We start from the raw sequence: 4598 nt of genomic DNA on the forward strand, positions 1-4598 counted from the left end.
GAATGATGACAAATTGAGAAAAATATGAATAAAATGGTAAATTCGACCTATTAACTAGATTATATGTGGTCTGATTTCCATAAGCAATCTTTTTTTCGATATTTTTCGATATTTTTCGCAAATTTTCCATTAAAAAAACCTCCACCGAGGCCTATCAATGATAAACGACCGCTTTATAGCAGTTTTTATGCCAATTTACCTTTCCGAGACCCGCAAAATTATAAACTCTTCTGCAACAAAAAAAAACCGGAGTTTACTCCCCCGGCTTTGTATTTCCTGTTCTTTCAAGTTTCAAACGGTTTGAGATAATTTACTTCTTCTTCAAGGTCCGCGATCTTTCGTTTATGCAGATCAAGCGTTTTCACAGTCTTTTACTGAGTATCCTGAATTTCAGAAACTTTTCGATTAGTCTCACCAACGATTTTCATAAGTTGAACAATCATATCTGTCAAGTGTTTCTGGTTTTCAACCATCTTTTGTTCCAGATATTTCTGGCCTTCAACCATCTTTTGTTCCAGATGCTTCTGGTTTTCAACCATCTTTTGTTCAAAATGTTTCTGGTTTTCAACCATCTTTTGTTCAAAATGCTCCATCTTTTGTTCCAGCTGTTTCTGGTTTTCAACCATCTTTTGTTCCAGATGCTTCTGGTTTTCAACCATCTTTTGTTCCAGATGCTTCTGGTTTTCAGCCATCTTTTGTTCCAATTGATCAAATCTTTTTTCCAATTTTTCAATCATATTGTCACCCTCCTTCGTTTTTTTGCCGTGAATACTTGTCAGCTATATTATACCAAACGTTTGTTCGGTAGTGAAAGGTTTTGTTGAGACAAAACGGAAGCCATTTTGTCATCTCTAGCTTTCATTGTATCATTATTCGTCATTATATTATAATAAAATGCAAAAGGGCGGTCCGACAAGAATATATGGGATTTGGTCGACATAATCAACCATTACTATTATTATTGCAGATTATTACTCTTTCTTATTTTATATCTATCCTGAAAATTCGCTTCCGCTTCATAATCATTCAATGTGAATTCTTCAGGGACGCTTCAGCTTGCCATTTTCATCATCCGCTGGTGCCATGAAAATGGAATGGGACGTCTGCAACAAAAAAAACTCCTTCCCCCGGAGCATCTCCGTATTCATACGAGAGACGCGCTGCCGATGGAAAGAAGTTTATCCTTGTCGTTTATCCTTGTATCCTATTGCTCGGTTTCCAGATCCAGATGTTTGATCAGCCTCAGCGGATTTCCCGCGACGAACGTATTCGGGGCCACATCCTTATGAACAACCGAGCCTGCCGCCACCACCGCATTGTCGCCGATCGTCACGCCGGGCAGGATCGTGCAGTTGGCGCCGATCAGCACATTCGAGCCGATGCGCACTTCTCCGAGCCGGTATTCGCGGATCAAATATTCGTGAGCGAGGATCGTCGTGTTGTACCCGATTACCGTGTTGCGTCCGACATGGATGAGCTCGGGAAAAAACACATCCACCATCACCATCAAGGCAACGGCCGTATTGTCTCCCAGCTCCATGCCGAGCATCCTGCGGTAGATCCAATTTTTCAGGCGAAGGGACGGGGAATATCTGCAGATCTGCGAGAAAATGAAGTTTTTGACCGCCTTCCAGACGCTTACCGTCCGGTAGATTTGCCAGAGCGAATTGGCCCCTTCCACCGGGTAACGTTTGGTGTTCCTCAATCCGGATCCCCCGCTATCCCGGTAATGTCGAATAGCTCCCTGATATCGTGCAGGATATGACGCGGATCGTACCGCCGCAGAAAATCGGCGCCCTTCAACGACCAGGACACGCCTGCGGAAATCACGCCTGCGCGGTTGGCCGCCATGATGTCATAGTGGCTGTCTCCGACCATCAGCGCCGTTCGCGGATCGCTCCCCATGATTTCCAGCGCCTTGACCACCGGCTGCGGATCGGGTTTCGGCAGCTCCACATCCTCCACGGTCACAACGGCTTCCATCAGATTCTCGATCCCCAGCAGCCGCAATCCCATTCCGGTCGTTCTGCGGATCTTCGTCGTCACGATGCCCATGCGGACACCCTGCGCATGCAGCCTGCGGATCACTTCCGCCGCATATGGAAAAGGCCGGGCCAACCGGTCATGGTTTTCTATATTGAACTCCCTGTATCTCTGTTCAAGCTCCGTCACATCCTCGCGTCCCGACAAAAGCTGCAGCTGCTCAACCAAAGGTCTGCCCATGATCGAGATAATCCGGTCTCTGGTGGGCGGCTGCGGGATCGTACCGTCAAGCGCGTGGATGAACGATTGAATGATCAATTCGTTCGTATCGATGATCGTGCCGTCCAAATCAAACAGGACCGTTTGAATCCCAGATTCGATTCCCTTTCTGATCCCTTTATCCGTCATAACTCCGTCCTTTTCCCTCTTCATCAAGTCGCGCATTGCCGGATCGGTCAATCATTGGCCGCCCGGCTGTTCGTTTGCCCCGGACCTCGGTTCCCTCATTGACGTCCCGGCCGGCGCACTGTTCAAAGGAGCCGCATCCGTCTGCTTGGAAGATACGATCGGGTCCAGGTACCGTTCATTCGCATACCCCAGCCGTCTCCGAATCACAACCAGAACAATCGCGGCCAGGATGATCACCACACCGATCAGCTGCGCAATCCGCACATTTCCGTAATCCATATGGCCGGGTTCAAACAAAATGCTCATCGGCGACCACAGCATCCGCAGGAAGCCCACCACCCAGTCCGGACCCGTGAAGGCGAGGCTGTCGGTGCGCAAGCCCTCCACAAAGAAGCGGCCGATCGAATACCAAATAAAGTAGGTGAGAAACAGCTCCCCGGCACGCATGAACCTCTGTCTGCGCAGAACCAACAGAAGGATCAGCCCGGCCAAATTCCACACCGATTCATACAAAAAAGTGGGATGATGGTATGCCCCGTCAATATACATTTGATTGACAATGAAATCCGGCAAGTGCAGCGTATTCCGCAAAAAGGTTTCGGACACCGGTCCGCCGTAGGCTTCCTGGTTCATGAAATTGCCCCATCGCCCGATCATCTGCCCGGTAATCAGTCCCGGCGCGGCAAGATCCGCTATCCGCCAGAAGGGATAGCCTTTGCGGCGGACATAGATGAATGCGGCGATCACCGCCCCGATCAGCGCGCCGTGAATGGCGATCCCGCCATGCCAGATTTTGAATGCTTCTGACAAGTTGTCCTTATAATCCTGCCAGCGAAAGGCGACGTAATAGATTCGGGCCCCCACGATAGCGGAGGGCGCTCCGATCAGGAGCAGATCCATGAAAAAATCCGGATGAATTTTGAAGCGTTTGCCTTCCTGAATCAACAGCAGCAGCCCGATCAGTGCGGCCGAACCGAGAATAATCCCGTACCAGTGCACCTTTACGGGACCCAGCGCAAATGCGATAGGATCAATGGATAAGAGCATTTGAACACCTCTTCCTTTGTTATTCGTTATCGTCCATATCTTCAGAAAGCGTTTCCGTCAATTTATGCGTGAACTGCAGCGCCGCGTTATACCCCATGCGCTTCAACCGGAAATTCATCGCCGCCACTTCAACGATAACCGCCAGGTTTCGTCCGGGCCGGACAGGGATGGTGACCAGCGGAAGATCCGCATCCAGAATCCGCGTCGTCTCTTCATCCAGTCCCAAACGGTCGTACTGCTTGTCCTCCTGCCAGGTTTCCAAGCGGATGACCATGGTGATTTTCTTCTCGCTGCGAATCGCTCCCGCGCCGAACAGGGTCATGACATTGATGATGCCCAGTCCGCGGATTTCCAGCAGATGCTTGATCAGCTCCGGCGCATTTCCGTGCAGCACGTTGTCGGCGGTCTGCCGGATTTCGACGGCATCGTCGGCAACCAGACGGTGTCCGCGTTTGACTAGCTCGAGCGCAGTCTCGCTTTTGCCGATCCCGCTGCCTCCGGTAATCAAGATGCCGACTCCGTATACGTCCACCAACACTCCGTGAATCGTGGTCGACGGGGCAAGCCGGTTATCGAGAAACCCGGTGATTCTGCTGGCCAGAATCGTGGTCGGGACAGGGCTGCGAAGAATCGGAAGGCTCTTTTCCTCCGCCGACTCCGCCAGCTCGGCCGGCACATTGAGGCCTCTGGATATGATAATGCAGGGGGTTTCATCGTGACAAAGCATTTCCATTCTTTCCTTGCGCACTTCGGGGGACAGCGTCTCAATGAACGCCAGCTCCGTTTTGCCGAGCATCTGGATCCTGTCGCTCGGATGATAGTGGAAGTAGCCGGCCATTTCCAGCCCGGGCCGGTATAGATCGGCCACCGTAATCGGCCGTTTCAAGCCCGCTTCCCCGCTGGCCACCTCGAGGTTAAATTGCTGCACCAGCTCGGATACTTTCAGTTTTTTCGGCATCTCTCCATCCCCTTTGCAAGCATCAAGCATAATCGTATGTCTAGCGCCAATGTATCCATCGTAATTCAATTATCCGGCGAAATCAACCTGCGCGGAATTCAATTGTCGTTGTGCTGTGATAATGTCACCCTGTAACTGTTCTGAGATAATGTCACTATGGGACAGGAGACATTGACATTGACTAGAGCAGAGTTGAAAAAGG

5 protein-coding genes are annotated in these 4598 nt (G+C 50.4%); all 5 read right to left on the reverse strand.

The window, feature by feature from the left end; translation table 11 throughout:
• Positions 1 to 371: 371 nt before the first annotated feature.
• Entirely contained in the window at positions 372 to 737 is a 366-nt protein-coding gene (locus VF724_RS20930; RefSeq protein ID WP_371756174.1) for a hypothetical protein, read from the reverse strand.
• A 467-nt stretch (positions 738 to 1204) separates the two neighbouring features.
• Positions 1205 to 1705, reverse strand: a complete 501-nt coding sequence (locus VF724_RS20935; protein ID WP_371756175.1) for an acyltransferase — start codon at positions 1703 to 1705, stop codon at positions 1205 to 1207.
• Positions 1702 to 2391, reverse strand: a complete 690-nt coding sequence (ppaX, locus tag VF724_RS20940) for a pyrophosphatase PpaX (RefSeq protein ID WP_371756178.1) — start codon at positions 2389 to 2391, stop codon at positions 1702 to 1704. The genes VF724_RS20935 and ppaX overlap by 4 nt, the downstream gene beginning before the upstream one ends.
• Before the next feature lie 51 nt (positions 2392 to 2442).
• Entirely contained in the window at positions 2443 to 3438 is a 996-nt protein-coding gene (gene lgt / locus VF724_RS20945) for a prolipoprotein diacylglyceryl transferase (protein WP_371756176.1), read from the reverse strand.
• Between the two features lie 19 nt (positions 3439 to 3457).
• Positions 3458 to 4396: an HPr(Ser) kinase/phosphatase gene (hprK, locus tag VF724_RS20950; protein ID WP_371756177.1), complete on the reverse strand. Its 939-nt coding sequence runs from the start codon at positions 4394 to 4396 to the stop codon at positions 3458 to 3460.
• Positions 4397 to 4598 lie beyond the last annotated feature (202 nt).

Source organism: Ferviditalea candida (genome assembly GCF_035282765.1).
In the GTDB taxonomy this organism is placed as follows: Bacteria; Bacillota; Bacilli; order Paenibacillales; family KCTC-25726; genus Ferviditalea; species Ferviditalea candida.